This window comes from Streptomyces sp. NPDC004031 (assembly GCF_053604375.1).
Map to the genome: position 1 here is coordinate 1 of NZ_JBSGHL010000042.1, position 17928 is coordinate 17928.

At 73.9% G+C, this 17928-nt stretch carries 17 protein-coding genes; 12 read left to right on the top strand and 5 right to left on the bottom strand.

Going from position 1 to position 17928, the window contains the following annotated elements; all coding sequences use genetic code 11:
• Positions 1–109: 109 nt before the first annotated feature.
• Positions 110–463: a HesB/IscA family protein gene (locus ACWERV_RS24670; RefSeq protein WP_031520826.1), complete on the bottom strand. Its 354-nt coding sequence runs from the start codon at positions 461–463 to the stop codon at positions 110–112.
• Between the two features lie 246 nt (positions 464–709).
• Here ACWERV_RS24670 and nadA point away from each other — a divergent pair, with 246 nt between their 5' ends.
• Both nadA and ACWERV_RS24680 read left to right on the top strand, forming a co-directional pair.
• Complete coding sequence (nadA, locus tag ACWERV_RS24675) at positions 710–1882, top strand: quinolinate synthase NadA (protein WP_398191053.1); 1173 nt, start codon at positions 710–712, stop codon at positions 1880–1882.
• 38 nt (positions 1883–1920) lie between these two features.
• Positions 1921–2793: a GNAT family N-acetyltransferase gene (locus ACWERV_RS24680; protein ID WP_452936706.1), complete on the top strand. Its 873-nt coding sequence runs from the start codon at positions 1921–1923 to the stop codon at positions 2791–2793.
• A 258-nt stretch (positions 2794–3051) separates the two neighbouring features.
• Here the strand turns inward: ACWERV_RS24680 and ACWERV_RS24685 are convergent, their stop codons facing one another.
• The 3 genes from ACWERV_RS24685 to ACWERV_RS24695 all read right to left on the bottom strand — a co-directional run bounded on the left by ACWERV_RS24685 (position 3052) and on the right by ACWERV_RS24695 (position 5317).
• On the bottom strand, positions 3052–4026 hold the full coding sequence (locus ACWERV_RS24685) for a sensor histidine kinase (protein ID WP_452936708.1): 975 nt from the start codon (positions 4024–4026) through the stop codon (positions 3052–3054).
• Positions 4027–4039: 13 nt separating this feature from the next.
• Positions 4040–4318, bottom strand: coding sequence for a PspA-associated protein PspAA (gene pspAA / locus ACWERV_RS24690; protein WP_452936710.1), 279 nt, complete (start codon positions 4316–4318; stop codon positions 4040–4042).
• A 207-nt stretch (positions 4319–4525) separates the two neighbouring features.
• On the bottom strand, positions 4526–5317 hold the full coding sequence (locus ACWERV_RS24695) for a PspA/IM30 family protein (protein ID WP_398191043.1): 792 nt from the start codon (positions 5315–5317) through the stop codon (positions 4526–4528).
• Between the two features lie 196 nt (positions 5318–5513).
• Here ACWERV_RS24695 and ACWERV_RS24700 point away from each other — a divergent pair, with 196 nt between their 5' ends.
• The 3 genes from ACWERV_RS24700 to ACWERV_RS24710 all read left to right on the top strand — a co-directional run bounded on the left by ACWERV_RS24700 (position 5514) and on the right by ACWERV_RS24710 (position 8203).
• The gene (locus tag ACWERV_RS24700) at positions 5514–6098 is read left to right on the top strand and encodes a DUF3043 domain-containing protein (RefSeq protein ID WP_452936713.1); all 585 of its coding nucleotides are present in this window, start codon (positions 5514–5516) and stop codon (positions 6096–6098) included.
• Positions 6099–6160: 62 nt separating this feature from the next.
• Positions 6161–6937: a class I SAM-dependent methyltransferase gene (locus tag ACWERV_RS24705; RefSeq protein WP_452936842.1), complete on the top strand. Its 777-nt coding sequence runs from the start codon at positions 6161–6163 to the stop codon at positions 6935–6937.
• Between the two features lie 174 nt (positions 6938–7111).
• A complete protein-coding gene (locus tag ACWERV_RS24710; RefSeq protein ID WP_452936716.1) occupies positions 7112–8203 on the top strand; it encodes a S1C family serine protease in 1092 nt (363 codons plus the stop codon).
• A 57-nt stretch (positions 8204–8260) separates the two neighbouring features.
• Here ACWERV_RS24710 and ACWERV_RS24715 read toward each other — a convergent pair whose 3' ends face one another.
• A complete protein-coding gene (locus ACWERV_RS24715; RefSeq protein WP_031520807.1) occupies positions 8261–8467 on the bottom strand; it encodes a hypothetical protein in 207 nt (68 codons plus the stop codon).
• Positions 8468–8597: 130 nt separating this feature from the next.
• On the opposite strand from ACWERV_RS24715, the gene ACWERV_RS24720 reads away from it, so the two are divergent.
• From ACWERV_RS24720 to sucB, 7 genes are all read left to right on the top strand, one after another.
• Positions 8598–9803, top strand: coding sequence for a bifunctional adenosylcobinamide kinase/adenosylcobinamide-phosphate guanylyltransferase (locus ACWERV_RS24720; protein WP_452936719.1), 1206 nt, complete (start codon positions 8598–8600; stop codon positions 9801–9803).
• 398 nt (positions 9804–10201) lie between these two features.
• The gene (gene cobT / locus ACWERV_RS24725) at positions 10202–11305 is read left to right on the top strand and encodes a nicotinate-nucleotide--dimethylbenzimidazole phosphoribosyltransferase (RefSeq protein WP_452936722.1); all 1104 of its coding nucleotides are present in this window, start codon (positions 10202–10204) and stop codon (positions 11303–11305) included.
• Between the two features lie 59 nt (positions 11306–11364).
• Complete coding sequence (locus tag ACWERV_RS24730) at positions 11365–12060, top strand: hypothetical protein (RefSeq protein WP_452936725.1); 696 nt, start codon at positions 11365–11367, stop codon at positions 12058–12060.
• Positions 12057–12848: an adenosylcobinamide-GDP ribazoletransferase gene (locus tag ACWERV_RS24735; protein ID WP_452936727.1), complete on the top strand. Its 792-nt coding sequence runs from the start codon at positions 12057–12059 to the stop codon at positions 12846–12848. The genes ACWERV_RS24730 and ACWERV_RS24735 overlap by 4 nt, the downstream gene beginning before the upstream one ends.
• 384 nt (positions 12849–13232) lie before the next feature.
• Complete coding sequence (locus ACWERV_RS24740; protein WP_452936730.1) at positions 13233–14741, top strand: leucyl aminopeptidase; 1509 nt, start codon at positions 13233–13235, stop codon at positions 14739–14741.
• Between the two features lie 288 nt (positions 14742–15029).
• Positions 15030–16418 (top strand): dihydrolipoyl dehydrogenase, encoded by a 1389-nt coding sequence (lpdA, locus tag ACWERV_RS24745; RefSeq protein ID WP_398191019.1) that lies wholly within the window; start codon positions 15030–15032, stop codon positions 16416–16418.
• Between the two features lie 52 nt (positions 16419–16470).
• Positions 16471–17853: a 2-oxoglutarate dehydrogenase, E2 component, dihydrolipoamide succinyltransferase gene (gene sucB, locus ACWERV_RS24750; protein ID WP_452936733.1), complete on the top strand. Its 1383-nt coding sequence runs from the start codon at positions 16471–16473 to the stop codon at positions 17851–17853.
• The last annotated feature ends 75 nt before the right edge of the window (positions 17854–17928 follow it).

The window sequence follows — 17928 nt, forward strand, 5'->3', positions numbered from 1 at the left end:
ACTCTTTCCCTACAGGTCGCTCTTCCGATCTAGCCCACCACCGGCCGGTGGTGGGCTCAGTGCGCGGCTCCCGCGCCCCTGGTGGTCACCCGGCGCGGAGCGCTGAGGCCTAGCTGAAGGAGTCGCCGCAGGCGCAGGAGCCCGTCGCGTTCGGGTTGTCGATCGTGAAGCCCTGCTTCTCGATGGTGTCGACGAAGTCGATCGACGCCCCGCCGAGGTACGGCGCGCTCATGCGGTCGGTGACGACCTTGACGCCGCCGAAGTCCTTGACCACGTCGCCGTCGAGCGAGCGCTCGTCGAAGAAGAGCTGGTAGCGCAGACCGGAGCAGCCGCCGGGCTGGACGGCGACCCGCAGCGCGAGGTCTTCCCGGCCCTCCTGCTCCAGCAGGCTCTTGACCTTGGAGGCCGCGGCCTCGGACAGGATGATGCCGTCCGTGGTGGTGGTCTCGTCCTGAACCGTCATCTGCTCACTCCCGGGTTGTACGGACTACTGGCTTACCGACTGCTAACCGGCGCCCTTCCGGATTCATTCCGGCGCCCGCGGCGGGGGCCGCGGCGTGTTCGTCCCCCCATGCTCGCACAGGTGGCCGCGAATCGAATGCGTCACATTGACGCGTCCGGACATCGTCAATGTGACGCGAACGGGCTATGATAGATAGCGTCAAGTAGACGAAAAGGTCTGCGCTGTCGAAGAAAGGGCGTCCGGCCCGTGACCACCACCGAAACTCTGGACGTACAGCCCACGCCACTCGCGCTGCTGCTGCTCGGCCGCGAGTCCGACCCACGCAGCGAGCGCGGCGTGGAGTGTCCGGGCGACCTTCCGGCGCCGTCCGACCCGAATCTGGTGGAGCGCGCCCGGGTCGCGAAGGCCCGCCTCGGCGAGAAGGTCTTCGTCCTGGGGCACCACTACCAGCGCGACGAGGTCATCGAGTTCGCCGACGTCACGGGCGACTCGTTCAAGCTCGCGCGGGACGCGGCCGCGCGGCCCGAGGCGGAGTACATCGTCTTCTGCGGCGTCCACTTCATGGCGGAGTCCGCCGACATCCTGACCTCCGACCGCCAGCAGGTGATCCTGCCGGACCTGGCCGCGGGCTGCTCGATGGCCGACATGGCCACCGCCGAGCAGGTCGCCGAGTGCTGGGACGTGCTGGCCGACGCCGGGGTGGACGGCGTGACCGTACCCGTCTCGTACATGAACTCCTCGGCGGACATCAAGGCCTTCACCGGGCGGCACGGCGGCACCATCTGCACGTCGTCCAACGCCCGGCGGGCCCTGGAGTGGGCCTTCGCGCAGGGCGAGAAGGTGCTCTTCCTGCCCGACCAGCACCTGGGCCGCAACACCGCCGTCCGCGACATGGGCCTCTCGCTCGACGACTGCGTCGTCTACAACCCGCACAAGCCGGGCGGCGGGCTGACCGCCGAGCAGCTGCGGGCCGCGAAGATGATCCTGTGGCGCGGCCACTGCTCGGTGCACGGCCGCTTCTCGCTGGAGTCGGTCGAGGACGTCCGCGCGCGCATCCCCGGTGTCAACGTGCTGGTGCACCCCGAGTGCCGGCACGAGGTCGTCATGGCCGCCGACCACGTGGGCTCCACCGAGCACATCATCACCATGCTGGACGCGGCCCCCGCCGGATCGGCGTGGGCGATCGGCACCGAGCTGAACCTCGTCCGGCGGCTCGCCAAGGCGCACCCGGACAAGCAGATCGTCTTCCTCGACAAGACGGTGTGCTTCTGCTCGACCATGAACCGCATCGACCTCCCCCACCTGGTGTGGGCGCTGGAGTCGCTGGCCGACGGCAAGCCGGTCAACCGCATCCAGGTCGACGCCGAGACCGAGCACTACGCCAAGCTCGCCCTGGAGCAGATGCTCGCGCTGCCGTAACCCTGCCGTACGCGGCGGCGGGGCGCGATGATGGGGCGGTGATCCTTCGACCGGTACGCGACGACGACGCGGACGCCGGGCTCGTACGGGAGATCACCGCCGCGGCCTTCGCCGCCCCGCACGCCCTCCCGGCCGGGCCCGCCGCCCCGCCCCGCCCGGCCGACGCCCGCGAGCACGACCGCACCCGGCACCTGGCCCGTACCGACCCCGGCGGCTGCTGGATCGCCGAGGACGAGACGGCGGGCCCGGTCGGCGCTGTGCTCTCCTCCCGCCGGGAAGGCACCTGGGGGCTGTCGCTGCTCGTGGTGACGCCGGGCGCGCAGGGCAAGGGCGTCGGCAAGGCGCTCATGGCACGGGCCCTCGTGCACGGCCGGGCGTGCCTGCGCGGCATCATCTGCTGCTCCCGCAACCCCGTCGCGGCCCGTACGTACCGCAGGGCGGGCTTCACGCTGCACCCCGCGATGCGGCTGACCGGCGTGGTCGACCCGTCCCGGCTGCCGCCGCCGGACGGCGCGGTGCACGAGGGCACCGAGCGGCACCGCGACCTCATGGACTCCGTCGACCGCCGCTCCCGCGGTGGGGCCCGCGGCCCCGACCACGAGCAGCTGCTCCGCCACTTCCGCCTGCTCGTCGTCGACGACCTCGCGGGCAGCGGGTACTGCTACGCCGACGACCACGGCGTCCACGCCCTCGCGGCGACCTCGCGCCGCCTCGCCACGCGGCTGCTGACCGCTGCGTTGCTGACGATGCCCGAGGGGCGGGCGGTACGCGTCACCGAACTCACGGCCGAGCAGGAATGGGCGGTGGACGTCGGCCTCGCGGCCGGCCTCGCGGTGTCCACCGCGGGGTATCTCTGCCTCAGGGGCATGCGCCCGCCGAATCCGTTCATCCCGTCCCGGCTCTTCGCGTGAGCCGGCTCCCCCCCTTTTTTTGCGCCTCGGGCTGCCCCCGGAGGTGCTTTGCGCGATCTTCCGCGCGTCGTGGCTGCTCGCGCAGTTCTCCCCCAGAGCTTCGCCTGGGAGGTACCCCCACGCGCCCCTGATGTGCTGGGCTCTTCCGTGCCGGGCACTCGTTTTCAGGGGCGCGGGGACTGCGCGACCAGCCCACCACCGGCGGACGGTCCCGTCGAAACAGGCACCCCCACCCCGTGGGGAACCCGGCGGCCGGGGCTACGCCCCCTCCGCGGGGGCACCGACGTACGGCCGCCCCGCCAGGGGCAGCCGCACCCACACGCGGAACCCCCCGCCCGGACGGGCGCCCGCCCGGCAGACGCCGCCGAGCGCGTTGGCCCGCTCGTACATCCCCAGCAACCCGTGCCCGCCCCCGGCGGGCCCCTCGGCGGCGGTCGCCGCGGCGCGCTTCTGGGCCGGCACCCCCGAGGCCGCCGGCACGGCCGACGTGCCGTCGTCGTCCACGACGACCTCCAGCGCACCGGACTCGCGCCGGATCCGGACCACCGCCCCGGCACCGGGCCCCGCGTGCTTGCGGACGTTGGTCAGGGACTCCTGGATCACCCGGTAGGCGGTGAGGTCCACGCTGACCGGCAGCGGCGGGCGCTGCTCCGGCGCTGGCCCTCCGGCCTGCGACGACAGGCACTCCACCGTGACCTGGAGGCCTTCCCGGCGGAATCCGTCGAGCAGCTGGTCGAGCAGGCCCAGGCCGGGGGCGGGCTCCATGGGGACGTCGGGCTCGCCGCGCAGCCGCAGCAGCCCGACGGTGGCGCGCAGCTCGTCGAGGGCGGAGCGGCTGGCCTCGCGGGCGTGGGTGAGTGCCTGCCGGGCCTGGTCGGGGCGGCGGTCCATGACGTGCGCGGCGACGGAGGCCTGCACGTTGGCCAGCGCGATCTGGTGGGCCACCACGTCGTGCAGCTCACGGGCTATGCGCAGCCGCTCCTCGGCGACCCGGCGGCGGGCCTCCTCGTCGCGGGCGAGCGCCTCGCGGCGTTCCCGCTCGGCGGCGGAGGCGGCGTAGGCGCGGCGGCTGCGCAGGGCGTCGCCGAACGCGACGGCGGTGCCGCCCCACGCCACGAGGGCCATGATCCAGCCGTCGACGACCCCGAGCAGGGCGAGCAGGACGGACAGGGCGCAGCACAGCAGCAGCCCCGTCCACAGCGCCCGGCGCGAGAGCCGCGCGGACGGCCCCACCCGCCGGGAGGTCCTAGCCAGGGATCAGCCCGTCGTTGTGCAGCATGTCCCGGACCTGGTCGAGTGTGGCGTCGGGGGCGGGGAGGATCAGCTGGGAGGGTTCCAGCGCGTCGTCGGGCAGTGGTTCGCCGAGGCGGCGGACCCCGTCGAGCAGGGCGCCCAGGGTGCGGCGGAAGCCCTCCTCGTCGCCGGCCTCGACGGCGGCGAGCAGCTCGTCGTCCAGCTTGTTGAGCTCGGTGACGTCGGCGTCCGCCAACCTCACCTGGCCCTCCCCCATGATCCGCGCGATCATGACGGCCTCCTCCGTTGCGGCTCCATTGCGGCTAAAGGGCGGTACGGCTGCGGAAGTGCGGGAACGGCGGCGCGCCCCTGCGGGCGTACGGGGACCGGGCGGGTCGAGAGATACCGGAGCCTGGGGCGTACGGGCGCGGGACGGGCCGGCCACGCCGGCGCGGTGTCCGCCGCCGGGCGTACCCGGTGCGCGGCCCACCGCCCGTCGTCACTGCTTGTCGAACCTCGGGGTGTCCTGCGGCCGGCCCTGGGCGTCCCGGCCCTGCTGACCGCCCTCGATCGCCGGGGTGCTCGTGCCGCCGGCCAGCTCCGCCTTCATGCGCTGGAGCTCCAGCTCGACGTCGCTGCCGCCGGACAGCCGGTCCAGCTCGGCCTGGATGTCGTCCTTGGCCAGGCCCGACGGGTCGTCGAGGGCGCCGGAGGCGATCAGCTCGTCCAGGGCGCCGGCCCGAGCCCGCAGCTGCTCCGTCTTGTCCTCGGCCCGCTGGATCGCCATGCCGACGTCGCCCATCTCCTCGGAGATGCCCGAGAAGGCCTCGCCGATCTGGGTCTGCGCCTGGGCGGCGGTGTAGGTGGCCTTGATGGTCTCCTTCTTCGTACGGAAGGCGTCCACCTTGGCCTGGAGGCGCTGGGAGGCGAGCGTGAGCTTCTCCTCCTCGCCCTGGAGCTGGGTGTGCTGCGTCTCCAGGTCGGTGACCTGCTGCTGGAGGGCGGCGCGGCGCGACAGGGCCTCGCGCGCCAGGTCCTCACGGCCCAGCGCCAGCGCCTTGCGGCCCTGGTCCTCGTAGGTCGCCGACTTCTTCTGCAGTTCGGTGAGCTGCAGTTCCAGCCGCTTGCGGGAGGTGGCGACGTCCGCCACGCCCCGGCGCACCTTCTGCAGCAGCTCCAGCTGCTTCTGGTACGAGTAGTCAAGCGTCTCGCGCGGGTCCTCGGCCCTGTCCAGGGCCTTGTTGGCCTTCGCGCGGAAGATCAGTCCCATCCGCTTCATGACACCGCTCATGGGCCTCGCGCGCCCCCTTCTCCGGCAACTGCTCCAGCACCTCTACAGACCCCAGCCTACGGGCCCTGGTTCCATTACCGCACTGTTCGGGACCGGATGCGCTCCTCCCCAAGGACGATCACGGTTCGGTGTCCCCCGCCCCGAGGAGTAGGTGAGGGGCTGGGGTAGCGCGGCGGAACCACGTAACCTGGGAGATGTGTTCCGACGTCGTACCCCAGATGAGCAGGCCCAAGCAGTAGCCACCGTGCTTGAGGACCAGACCCGCGACCCGCAGGCTCCCAAGGGTCGCCCCACGCCCAAGCGCAGCGAGGCCCAGAGCGGCCGCCGCAAGGCGCTCAACATGCCGACCGACCGCAAGTCGCAGGTCAAGGCCGCGCGCGAGGCGCGCCGCGAGGACCTCGCGAAGCGCCGTGAAGCGTTGGCCAACGGCGACGAGCGCAATCTTCCGGCCGCTCACCAGGGGCCCGTGCGCAAGTTCACCCGCGACTTCGTCGACTCGCGCTACCGCGTCGCCGAGTTCTTCCTCCCGATGGCGATCCTCATCCTCATCGGCAGCCTGCTGCCCGCGCTCCAGAACATCTCGCTCATCCTGTGGCTGCTGGTCATCGTGCTCATCGTGATCGACTCGGTGATCACCGCGATCTCGCTGCGCCGCCAGCTCGCCGAGCGCTTCCCCGACCAGAACACCAAGCGCGCGGTCAGCTACGGCCTGATGCGCACGCTCCAGATGCGCCGGATGCGGCTGCCGAAGCCGCAGGTCGCGCGCGGCGCCAAGCTCTGAACGCCGGACTGGACGCCGGGCCCCCCGGCCCCAGCGGCTTCCACGGCGGCGCCGACACCTGGCTGGGCAACCTCGGCGGACTGCGGAACACCGTCCGCCAGGAGCTGGTCTCCCGGCAGCTCGACGAGCAGCTCGCGCTGCACTACCCGCCCCCCGGCGGTGCGCACGCCGCGCGCCGCCGGCTGCGCGTGCTCGACGTCGGCCCCGGGCAGGGCACCCAGGCGATACGCCTCGCCCGCGCCGGGCACCTCGTCACCGGCCTCGAACCCGACCCGGCGATGATCGGCGTGCTGCGCTCGGCGGTCATGGCCGAGCCCGCGGAGGTGCAGGCGCGCGTCGTGGTCCTCCAGGGCGACGGCCGCGAGACCGGCCGGCACTTCGGGCCCGCCTGCTTCGACGTCGTCCTGTGCCACGGCGTGCTCATGTACGTGCCCGATCCCGAGCCGCTGCTCGCCGCGCTCGCGCGGGTCCTCGCACCCGGCGGGCTGCTGTCCCTGCTCGTCCGCAACGGGGACGCGCTCGCCATGCGGCCCGGACTGCTCGGCGACTTCCCCTCCGCGCTGCACGCGTTCACCTCCGAGGGGTACGTCAACCGGCTCGGGCTCGCGACCAGGGCGGACCGGCTCGGTCCGCTCACCGCGACGCTCACCGGCATCAACGTGCCGCTGCACACGTGGTACGGCGTGCGGGTCTTCACCGACGCCGCGCCCGACCACGCGATGGCGCCTTCGGCGCCGGGTGCTCTGGCCGCCCTCCTCGACGCGGAGGAGACCGCCGGGCGGACCGACCCCTATCGCGCGGTCGCCGCGCTCCTGCACGTCTGCGGCATCCGGGCGTAGCCCGGCCCCCCGGGGCCGCCGCCCCTTACGGCGGGCCGCGCGACCTTACCCCGGTGGGTGGTTGCGCGCGCAGTTCTCCGCGTCCGGCACGCAGGGTGAGCGTTTTCAGGGGCGCGGGACCCGGATGGACGTCGCGGGCGGGTGCGGGGGCGCGGGACGGGCGAGGCTCGGGGTATGAGCGCACTCCGGAGCCCCCGCGTCCTGGCCGGCGCAGCCTGCGCAGCGGTCCTCGTCGGCACGGCGACGTCCTGCTCGGGGGGCTCAGGGGGCGGCGGCGCCGAGGACCCGACGAGCGCGGCCCCCGCCGCGGGCGCCGCGGCGGTCGCGGCCTCCGGGGGCGGCGGCGAGCTGCAGTCGGCCTACGAGAGCACCGTCAAGGAGGTGCTGCCGTCGGTCGTGCAGATCACCACCGACCAGGAGCTGGGCTCCGGCGTGGTCTACGACGACAAGGGCGACATCGTCACGAACGCCCACGTCATCGGCAACGCCACCACCTTCCAGGTGTCGCTCGCCACGGGCGGCAGCCCGCTCGCCGCGAAGCTCGTCTCGTCCTTCCCGGCGAACGACCTCGCCGTCATCCGGCTCGACTCGCCGCCGGACGGGCTGAAGCCCGCGCGGTTCGGGGATTCGTCGAAGGTCGCGGTGGGCCAGATCGTGCTGGCGATGGGCAATCCGCTGGGCCTGTCCAGCAGCGTCACCCAGGGCATCGTGTCGGCGACCGACCGCACCGTGAGCGAAAGCGCGTCGGGCGGCGGGACGGGCGCGACGATCCCGGACATGGTGCAGACGTCCGCGGCGATCAACCCGGGCAACAGCGGCGGCGCGCTGGTCAACCTCGACAACCAGGTCATCGGTATCCCGACGCTCGCGGCGACCGACCCGCAGCTGGGCAGCGGGGCGGCGCCCGGCATCGGCTTCGCGATCCCGGCGTCGGCGGTCAAGCGGATCGCCGACCAGATCATCAAGAACGGCAAGGTGACAAACTCCGGCCGGGCGGCGCTCGGCGTGACCGTCCGCGGTGTGGTGGGCCCGGACCAGCAGCCCGCCGGGGTCGCGGTCGTGGCCGTCACGAAGGGCGGCGCGGCCGCGAAGGCAGGGCTGGAGTCCGGGGACGTCATCACGAAGCTGGGCGGGACGACGGTCACGACCGTCCAGTCGCTGACCGCGGCCCTCGCCGAACTGAAGCCGGGCCAGAAGGTGAAGGTCACCTACGACCGGGACGGTTCGACGAAGACCGCGGAGGTGACGCTGTCCTCGCTCGACTAGCGGGCGGGTCCGGGCGGCCACGCGCCCAGGCGCTCAGACACTCAGGCGCTCAGGCGCTCAGACCTCGGCGTGCAGGCTCATCGGGCCGTAGATCTTCGTGTCGCCGTCGCTGAGGACGACCTGCTCCGCGCCGCCCTCCAGCAGTTCCTTCCAGTACAGGCCGAGCCATGACTCGGCGTCCCCCTGTGTGGTGAACTCCTCGGGCTGCACCGCGGGCTCCACCGCGGTGCCGTCGGCCGTCTCGAACCGCCACGTCCACGCCATGTAGGTCTCCTCGTACGTCTGCTGACGGGGCCTGCCCTGGCAGCGTAGCCGCAGGACGCGCGGGTGGGGACGGTCGCCACATGGCGGACCCCGCGCGCCCGGGGCGGCCGGACGCGAGACGATCGTGTCCGTGGAAGCGACTCTGCTCGGCACCGCGGGGCCCGCGGGCCTGCCCGTCCCCGACTGCCCCTGCGCGGCGTGCGCCCTCGCAACGGGCGACGGGGGACGCGCGCCCAGCGCCGTACTCGTCGACGACGTGGTGCTGCTCGACCTCACCCCCGGAGTGGCGCTGGCCGCCGCGCGAGCCGGGCACAGCCTCGCGGGGCTGCGGCTCGTGCTGCTCTCGCACCCGCACGACGGGCCCGCCGTGGAGATCCCCGCGGGCCTGCCCGCGCCCGCCCGGGTGCCCGACGGGCAGCGGCTCACCCTCATCACCGGCCACAAGGTGCGGGCGCTGGCCATGGACGCGCCCGGCACCGGCTACGGCGTCGAGTCCCCGTCGGGCCTGCGGCTGCTGTACCTGCCGCCCGGCTGCGCGCCCGCGGGCCTCACGGAGGGCTCGGGCGAGCCGCCGTACGACCTGGTGCTGCTCGACGCGGTCGGGCGGCCGGACGCGCTCGCCCGGCTGCGGGCGGCCGGGGCGGTCACCGGCACGACCGACGTCGTCGCCCTCCACATCGGCCACGACGCGCCCCCGCAGCCCGAACTCGGCCGCCGGCTCGCCGCGTACGGGGCGCGGGCCGTGCCCGACGGGACGACGCTCACCGCCGGGGACTACCACGAGGTACCGGACGTACCGCGCCGCACCCTCGTGACCGGTGGCGCCCGCTCCGGCAAGTCCGCCGAGGCGGAGCGGCGGCTCGCCGCCTTCCCCGAGGTCGTGTACGTCGCCACGGGCGGCACCCGCGAGGGCGACGCGGAATGGGCCGACCGCGTCGCCCGCCACCGCGAACGCCGCCCGGCGGGCTGGCGCACGCTGGAGACCCGCGACCTCGTCCCCCTCCTCGCGGACGCCGCCGGCCCGCCCCTCCTCGTCGACTGCCTCGCGCTGTGGCTCACGCACGTCCTCGACGAGGAGGGGGCGTGGGACGACGCGACCTGGCGCGGGGGCGCTGCGCGCCGGGTCCGGGCGCGGGTGGACGAGCTGGTCACGGCGTGGCGGGCGACCCGGCGGACCGCCGTGGCCGTCACCAACGAGGTGGGCGCGGGGGTCGTCCCCGCGACGGCGTCGGGCCGCCGCTTCCGCGACGAGCTCGGCATCCTGAACGCGGCGATCGCCTCGGAGTCCGAACATGTCCTCCTGACGGTCTCCGGACTCCCCCTCCCCCTCCGCTGACCCCCTCCCGGGGGTTCACCCCCCCCGCCGCGGGGCACGCGTTTTCAGGGCCGCGCCCTGCCCCGCGGGGGACGCGCGTTTTGGGGCGCGGCCACGCCGCCGGGCAGGCGTTTTTGGGGCACGGCTGCGTTGCCGGGGACGCGTTTTTGGGGCACGGCTGCGCCGCCGGGCAGGCGTTGTTTAGGGGCGCGGGGAACTGCGCGAGCAACCCACCACCGGCCGGTGATCCGGACACGACAGCAACTGCCCCCTCGGGCCGGATCACTACCCACGCCCCGGTGGGGGCCCAGCGCGCAGCTCCCCGCGCCCCCGAAAACGCGTGCCCGGCAGGGCATCCGCGGCGGCCCCCGCGCAGGGGGAAGGTCGTCCCGCCGGACGGGGGCGGTAACGTTCGGCGGGTGAGTGGGATTGAACTCGACGACTTCGGCTCCCTCGTGGAGCGACCCGACGCCCGGACCCGGCGCGACTCCCAGGAGCGCTGGACCTCGCTCGTGCGGCCCGCGACAGGGCTGGGGAAGGCCGCGGAGATCGCGGACTGGCTGGCTGCCGTGCAGGGCGTGGTGCCCGCGCGGCCGATCACCTCGCCGCGCGTGGTGCTCTTCGCCGCGGACCACGGTGTCGCCGCCCTGGACGTGTCCACGCGGCCCGCGGGGACGGCGACCGAGCTGGTCCGGGCCGTGCTCGACGGCACGGCCCCGGTGAGCGTGATCGCCCGTCAGATGGGCGACGTGCCCGTCGAGGTCGTGGACATGGCGCTGGACTGCGATCCGGCGGAGCTGCCCGCCGAGGTGACGGCGCATCGGGTGCGGCGCGGCTCGGGCCGTATCGACGTCGAGGACGCCCTCACGCGTGAGGAAGCCGAGGAGGCCTTCCGGCACGGCATGGCCCTGGCCGACCGGCATGCCGACGCCGGTACGGATCTCGTCCTGCTCGGCGATCTGAGCGTGGGCGGTACGACGGCGGCCGGTGTGCTGATCGCCGCGCTGTGCGGCACGGACGCCTCCGTGGTGACCGGCCGCGGCTCCGGTATCGACGACCTCGGGTGGATGCGCAAGTGCGCCGCGATCCGTGACGCGCTGCGCCGGGCGCGCCCCGTGCTGGGTGACCAGATCGCACTGCTCGCGGCGGTCGGCGGCGCCGACTACGCGGCGATGACGGGCTTCCTGTTGCAGGCGGCGGTGCGCCGGATGCCGGTGGTGCTGGACGGTGTCGTCAGCGCGGCCTGTGCGCTGGTGGGCCAGCGGGTCGCCTTCCGGGCCCCGGACTGGTGGCTGGCCGCGCACACGACGGGCGAGCCGGGGCAGGCGAAGGCGCTGGACCGGGTCTCGCTCGACCCGCTGTTCGACCACGGCCTCCACCTGGGCGGCGGCGTCGGCTCCCTCCTCGCCCTCCCCCTGGTGCGGTCCGCGGCGGCGCTCTCCGCCGAACTCCCCCTGGAGGAGGCTCCGGAGGCCGCCGGGGACCCGGAGCCGGAGCCGCTGGAGGAGGACGCGACCGCGTAGGCGCGCCGCACCACGGCGTAATGCAATAAATAGGACATTACGCCTTATGCTTCCCAGCCATGGGAACGGGCAGCGCGCAGCCGGCGGACACACGGCACCGCGGGCCCGTCGCGGAGGCGCGGCAGCTCTTCCCCGACGTGTGGGAACGGCTCCGCGCGGGCGGCCTGCGCGGGGTCCCGGTCACGCTCACCGCGTGCGCGGGCATCCTCGTCCTCCAGATCCTCCAGCACCGGCAGGCCACGGCGGGCTGGGTGGAGCGCGCCGGCGGCGTTTACGCGAGCCTGCCGTGGTGGCAGGCCCTGCTGCGCACGCCCGTGTCGCTCTTCCTGCCGGACCCCGAACTGCCGGTGTGGGGCCTGGTCCTCCAGGTCGTCGTGGTCTTCGGCATCGCGGAGGCGACGATCGGCCCCCGCCGTACGCTCACCGTCGCGCTGCTGGCCACCCTCGCCGGCACCGGCTTCGCCCGCTACAGCCTGTGGGCGTCCCCGCGCTGGCCGCTCGCCCTGCCGCACGCGGACCTGCTGGTGCGCGACACCGGGCCGTCCGCCGCGGTCGTCGCGCTCGGGGTGTACGTCGCGCTGCGCCACCGCGCGTGGTGGACGGCGGGCGCGATCGTCGCCGCGATGGTGCTGGAGGTCGTGTCGATCCCGAATCTCGCGGGCTACGAGCACCTGGCCGGTATCGGCCTCGTCCTGGTGCTCACCGCGGCCCGCGCGGCAGGACGGGGAGGCGGGGCGGATAACCTCGCGCGGTGAACGACGACTCCCGGCCCAGCACCTCGGACGCCCTGCGGTTCGCCTTCGGCACCCTCACCGTGCTGCCCGTACGGGTCCGCCGGTGGGACCGGGGCGCGGCCCGCGGCGGCATGCTGGCCGCGCCGCTCGCGGGCGCCGTCGTGGGGCTCGCCGCCGCGGGCTGCGGCGGTCTGCTGTGGGCGCTCGGCGCGGGGCCGCTGCTCGCGGCGGTGGGCACGGTGGCCGCGCCCGCCGTCCTCACCCGGGGGCTGCACCTCGACGGGCTCGCCGACACCGCGGACGGGCTCGGCTCCGGCAAGCCCGCGGAGGACGCCCTGCGCGTCATGAAGCAGTCCGACGTGGGGCCGTTCGGCGTCGTCGTGCTCGTCCTCGTGCTGCTCGCGCAGGTCGCGGCGGTCGCGCAGTGCTACGGGCACGGGTGGCGGTACGGGTGCGGGGCCGCGGTGACCGCGGCGGTCACCGCGCGGGTGGCGCTCACCCTCGCCTGCCGGGCCGGCGTCCCGCCGGCCCGCCCGGAGGGCCTCGGCGCGGCGGTCGCCGGGACGGTGCCCGTACCCGCGGCCCTCGCCGTACCCGCGGCCTGCGCGGCCCTCGCCGCCGCCGCGTACGCCCCCTTCGGGGGCCTCACCCCGCTGCGGGCCGCCCTCGCGGTCGTCCTCGCCCTCACCGCGGCGGAGGCGCTCCTGCGGCGCTGCGTGCGCCGCTTCGGCGGCGTGACCGGTGATGTCTTCGGCGCCCTCGCCGAATCCGCGCTGACGGTGACCCTCCTCCCCCTCGCCCTCCGCTGAGCCCCCGCCTGCGCCGCAGGGCACCCGTTTCCAGGGGCGCGGGGAACTGCGCGAGCAACCCCCACCGGGGCGCGGGTAGCCAACCGGCCCGAAGGGGCAGTTGCGGTCGGTTCCGCCCCACCGGCCGGTGGGGCGGGCCGCGCAGTTCCCCGCGCCCCTGGTGGCTGCCCCGCGGCGCAGCCGCGAGCCCCCGCGGCGCCGGGCGGCGGAAAAACGGTCACCGCACCACGGAGCGGAACCGTCACCCGCCGCGGAGCGGCGTACGCTCGGCAGGTCGCCCGCGAAATGCCCCGATGGTGCGGCGGAATACGATGCGGAGACGGCCCGGCCGGGCCACCCACCGGCCATCGATGCGGACCTCGACCGAATAGGACCCTACCGACCGTGACAGCTCTGACACTCAGTACCTCCGCCGCCGCAGCGTTGCGCGCGGACGCCGTCGTCGTGGGGGTGAGCAAGGCCGCCAAGGGCGGCCCGGTGCTCGCGCCGGGCGCGGAGTCGGTGGACGCCGCCTTCGGCGGCAAGCTCGGCGCGACCCTGGAGACGCTCGGCGCGAGCGGCGCGGAGGGTGAGCTGACCAAGCTCCCCGCGCCGGACGGCGTGAAGGCTCCGGTCGTGGTCGCGGTGGGGCTGGGCGAGCCGCCCGCCGCAGGCGAGGGCTTCGACCCCGAGGCGCTGCGCAAGGCCGCCGGTACGGCGGCCCGCGCGCTGGCCGGTGCGAAGAAGGCCGCGTACGCGCTGCCGGCGGACGAGCCGGCGCAGGTGGAGGCGGTGGGGATCGGCGCGCTGCTGGGCGCGTACAAGTTCACCGCCTACCAGGCGGACGCCGGCAAGGCCCCGCTGGGCGAGGTCGCCGTGGTGGGGGCGAAGCCGCGGGACAAGGCGTTCAAGGCGGCGGTGGAGCGGGCGGTCGCGGTGGCGGCGGAGGTGAACCGGGCGCGTGACCTGGTGAACACCCCGCCGAACGACCTGACCCCGAAGGCGTTCGCCGCCGAGGTTCAGGCCGCGGCCAAGGAGTTCGGCCTGAAGGTCGAGGTGCTGGACGAGAAGGCGCTGCTCAAGGGCGGTTACGGCGGCATCATGGGCGTCGGCCAGGGTTCGGCGACGCCGCCGCGGCTGGTGCGGGTGGCGTACACGCACCCGAAGGCGAACCGGTCGCTGGCCTTCGTCGGCAAGGGCATCACGTACGACTCGGGCGGCATCTCGCTGAAGCCGCCGGGGCACAACGAGACGATGAAGTGCGACATGAGCGGCGCGGCCGCGGTCTTCGCCGCGGTCGTGGCGAGCGCGAAGCTCGGTCTGGAGGTCAATGTGACCGGCTGGCTGGCGCTGGCCGAGAACATGCCGGGCGGTGGCGCGACGCGTCCCGGTGACGTGCTGCGGATGTACGGCGGCAAGACGGTCGAGGTGCTGAACACCGACGCCGAGGGCCGTCTGGTGCTGGCGGACGCGCTGGTGCGGGCCTCGGAGGAGTCGCCGGACGCGATCGTGGACGTGGCGACGCTGACCGGCGCGATGGTGCTGGCGCTGGGCGACGGCCGGTTCGGGATCATGGCGAACGACGACGACTTCCGTACCGCCGTGCACGGCATCGCGCTCGCCGAGGGCGAGGACTCGTGGCCGATGCCGCTGCCGCAGGCGCTGCGCAAGACCTTCGACTCCCCCACCGCGGACATCGCCAACATGGGTGTCCGGATGGGCGGCGGCCTGGTCGCGGGGCTGTTCCTGCGCGAGTTCGTCGGCGAGGGCATCACCTGGGCGCACCTGGACATCGCGGGCCCGGCCTTCAACGAGAGCGGACCGTCCGGTTACACCCCGAAGGGCGGCACCGGTTCGGCGGTACGGACCCTGGTCGCGCTGGCCCGGCGGACCGCGGAGGGCGAGCTGCTCTGAGCGCGGCCCGTCACCTCCCCCGTACAGCCCGCGCAGGGCGCCGCGGGGGCGGGTTCTGACAAAAGCGGGCAGCGGGTGAGATGTGTCACGCGTACGGCCCCCGACGGCATGTCGGGGGCCGTACCGCGTGTTCCGTCGGGCAGGGCCGGTGCCCCGCGAGGGCGCGAGAAGTGCGAAGATGTTGTCTCGGCACGACAGGGCCCCCCTTTGAGACAAAGCGGCCGAACCAAAGCCGCCGTCCGGTCATGGTGGACCGGCTCCGGCGAACCCATGCATGGAGGACGTGACGTGGCGAACGACGCCAGCACTGTTTACGACCTAGTGATCCTCGGCGGCGGCAGTGGCGGCTACGCGGCCGCTCTGCGTGCCGCGCAGCTGGGACTGGACGTCGCCCTGATCGAGAAGAACAAGCTCGGGGGCACCTGTCTGCACAACGGCTGCATTCCCACCAAGGCGCTGCTGCACGCCGGTGAGATCGCGGACCAGGCTCGCGAGAGCGAGCAGTTCGGTGTGAAGGCCACCTTCGAGGGCATCGACATCGCGGCCGTCCACAAGTACAAGGACGACGTGATCTCGGGCCTGTACAAGGGCCTGCAGGGCCTGGTCGCCTCGCGCAAGGTGACCTACATCGAGGGCGAGGGCCGGCTGTCGTCGCCGACCTCGGTGGATGTGAACGGGCAGCGGATCCAGGGCCGGCACGTGGTGCTGGCGACCGGTTCCGTACCGCGTTCGCTGCCGGGGCTGACGATCGACGGCAACCGGATCATCTCGTCCGACCACGCGCTGACCCTGGACCGCGTGCCGAAGTCGGCGATCGTGCTGGGCGGCGGTGTGATCGGCGTCGAGTTCGCCTCGGCGTGGAAGTCCTTCGGCACCGACGTGACGATCGTCGAGGGCCTGCCGCACCTGGTCCCGGTCGAGGACGAGAACAGCTCGAAGCTGCTGGAGCGGGCCTTCCGCAAGCGCGGCATCAAGTTCAACCTGGGCACCTTCTTCCAGAGCGCCGAGTACACCGCGGACGGTGTGAAGGTGACGCTGGCCGACGGCAAGACCTTCGAGGCCGAGATCCTGCTGGTGGCCATCGGCCGCGGCCCGGTCTCGCAGAACCTGGGCTACGAGGAGCAGGGCGTCGCGATGGACCGCGGCTACGTCCTGGTCGACGAGTACATGCGGACGAACGTCCCGACGATCTCGGCGGTCGGCGACCTGGTGCCCACGCTCCAGCTCGCGCACGTCGGCTTCGCCGAGGGCATCCTGGTGGCCGAGCGGCTGGCGGGCCTGAAGGCCGTGCCGATCGACTACGACGGTGTGCCGCGCGTGACGTACTGCCACCCCGAGGTCGCCTCCGTCGGCATCACCGAGGCGAAGGCCAAGGAGATCTACGGCGCGGACAAGGTCGTGTCGCTGAAGTACAACCTGGCGGGCAACGGCAAGAGCAAGATCCTCAAGACCTCGGGCGAGATCAAGCTCGTCCAGGTCCGCGACGGTGCCGTCGTGGGCGTCCACATGGTGGGCGACCGGATGGGCGAGCAGGTCGGCGAGGCCCAGCTGATCTACAACTGGGAGGCGCTGCCGGCCGAGGTCGCGCAGCTCATCCACGCGCACCCGACGCAGAACGAGGCCATGGGCGAGGCCCACCTGGCACTCGCGGGCAAGCCGCTGCACTCGCACGACTGACCCTCACAACACGCCACCCATCCGCACAGATTGCAGAGGAGTAACCGCAACCATGGCGGTTTCCGTAACCCTGCCGGCGCTCGGCGAGAGCGTGACCGAGGGCACCGTCACCCGCTGGCTCAAGGCCGAAGGTGAGCGCGTCGAGGCCGACGAGCCGCTGCTGGAGGTGTCGACGGACAAGGTCGACACCGAGATCCCGTCGCCCGTGTCCGGCACGGTGCTGGAGATCCTGGTCCAGGAGGACGAGACGGCCGAGGTCGGCGCCCGGCTCGCGGTGGTCGGCGCTGCCGGCGCCGCGCCCGCCGCCGCCCCCGCGCCTGCCGCGCCCGCCCCGGCCCCGGCTGCTCCCGCGCCCGCTCCGGCCGCCCCGGCTCCGGCCCCCGCCGCGCCGGCTCCGGCTGCTGCCGCGCCCGCTCCGGCCCCCGCGGCTCCGGCTCCGGCCCCCGCGCCGGCTCCCGTCCAGCCGCAGGCCGCTCCCGCCGCTCCCGCGGCCACCTCCCCGGTGGACGAGGGCGCGTACGTGACCCCGCTGGTGCGCAAGCTCGCCGCCGAGAACGGTGTGAGCCTGGGCTCGGTGCGCGGCACGGGCGTCGGCGGCCGGATCCGCAAGCAGGACGTCATCGCCGCCGCGGAGGCCGCCAAGGCCGCCGCGAGCGCCGCTGCCGCCCCGGCCGCGCCCGCCGCCGCGCCGAAGGCCGCCCCGGCGGTCTCCCCGCTGCGCGGTCAGACGGTCAAGATGACCCGGATGCGCAAGGTCATCGGCGACAACATGATGAAGGCCCTGCACTCGCAGGCGCAGCTGACCAGCGTCGTCGAGGTGGACGTCACGCGGCTGATGCGGCTGCGCGGGCAGGCCAAGGAGGCGTTCGCGCAGCGCGAGGGCGTCAAGCTCTCGCCGATGCCGTTCTACGTCAAGGCCGCCGCGCAGGCGCTCAAGGCGCACCCGGTGATCAACGCCCGGATCAACGAGGACGAGGGCACGATCACCTACTTCGACAGCGAGAACATCGGCATCGCCGTGGACTCCGAGAAGGGCCTGATGACCCCGGTCATCAAGGGTGCGGGCGACCTCAACATCGCGGGGATCGCCAAGAAGACCGCGGAGCTCGCGGCCAACGTCCGGGCCAGCAAGATCACCCCGGACGACCTGGCGGGCGCGACCTTCACGATCAGCAACACCGGTTCGCGCGGTGCGCTCTTCGACACCGTGATCGTGCCGCCGAACCAGGCCGCGATCCTCGGCATCGGCGCCACCGTCAAGCGCCCGGTGGTCCTGGAGACGGTGGACGGCACGACGATCGGCGTCCGCGACATGACGTACCTGTCGCTGTCCTACGACCACCGGCTGGTGGACGGTGCCGACGCGGCCCGCTACCTGACGGCGGTCAAGGAGATCCTGGAGGCAGGCGAGTTCGAGGTCGAGCTGGGCCTGTAAGGGCTCCGCACGGCCGACAGCACACGGCTGCGCCCCCGTCCCGGTCTCCGGGGCGGGGGCGCAGCCGTCTGACAT

Coding starts and splice junctions, on each gene's coding strand:
- sucB (WP_452936733.1), top strand. CDS start 16,471: ATGGCGGTTTCCGTAACCCTGCCGGCGCTCGGCGAGAGCGTGACCGAG.
- ACWERV_RS24710 (WP_452936716.1), top strand. CDS start 7,112: ATGAGCGCACTCCGGAGCCCCCGCGTCCTGGCCGGCGCAGCCTGCGCA.
- ACWERV_RS24715 (WP_031520807.1), bottom strand. CDS start 8,467: ATGGCGTGGACGTGGCGGTTCGAGACGGCCGACGGCACCGCGGTGGAG.
- pspAA (WP_452936710.1), bottom strand. CDS start 4,318: ATGATCGCGCGGATCATGGGGGAGGGCCAGGTGAGGTTGGCGGACGCC.
- ACWERV_RS24670 (WP_031520826.1), bottom strand. CDS start 463: ATGACGGTTCAGGACGAGACCACCACCACGGACGGCATCATCCTGTCC.
- ACWERV_RS24730 (WP_452936725.1), top strand. CDS start 11,365: ATGGGAACGGGCAGCGCGCAGCCGGCGGACACACGGCACCGCGGGCCC.
- ACWERV_RS24695 (WP_398191043.1), bottom strand. CDS start 5,317: ATGAGCGGTGTCATGAAGCGGATGGGACTGATCTTCCGCGCGAAGGCC.